1 pseudogene is annotated in these 653 nt (G+C 73.2%); it reads left to right on the forward strand.

Features of this window, described 5'->3' with window-relative positions:
* Positions 1–123: 123 nt before the first annotated feature.
* A pseudogene (locus ACTJIY_RS20830) lies at positions 124–653 on the forward strand (PKD domain-containing protein); the annotation flags it as partial.

The raw sequence follows: 653 nt of genomic DNA on the forward strand, positions 1-653 counted from the left end.
GGGCCGGCGTATCGGTGCTACGACGGTGACCATGCCACGACGCTGCCCGGGCTGGTGCCGGTGTGCCCGGACGGGCAGAACGCGGCGGGGTTCGACCCCGGGTGCACTGCGGACGAGGTCGCGTTGGAGCCGTTGTTCCGCCAGACCTGGACCAACACCCCGGACGGCACCCGGACCGCGGTCTCGGGCTGGGAGCTCGTCGCCGACGCGTCCTGCCTGGGCGCCGTCGACCTGGCCGGCGAGGCCGAGGCGGCGTTCCGCACCCTGACCATCGCGCCGTCGCCGATCGTGGTCCAGCCGCCGGACGGGTGGACCCTGGTCAACGTCCCCACCATCACGTACACCCAGCCCGGCGAGCAGACCCTGGACACGACCCTGCTCGGCATCCCCGTGCAGATCCGCGCCACCCCGCGCTCGTACGCGTGGGACTACGGCGACGGCACGCCCCCGGTCTCCACGACCGACCCCGGTGCCGCCTACCCGCACCACACGGTCGCGCACACCTACGACCAACCGGCCGAGCAGGTCCAGATCACGCTCACCACGACCTGGTCCGGGCAGTTCCGCATCACCGGCACCACCACCTGGACCGACGTCACCGGCACCGCGACCACCACCAGCACCGCCGACCCGCTGCGCGTCTACGAGGCCCG

It is taken from the genome of Cellulosimicrobium sp. 22598 (assembly GCF_052044445.1).
Classification (GTDB): domain Bacteria; phylum Actinomycetota; class Actinomycetes; order Actinomycetales; family Cellulomonadaceae; genus Cellulosimicrobium; species Cellulosimicrobium cellulans_G.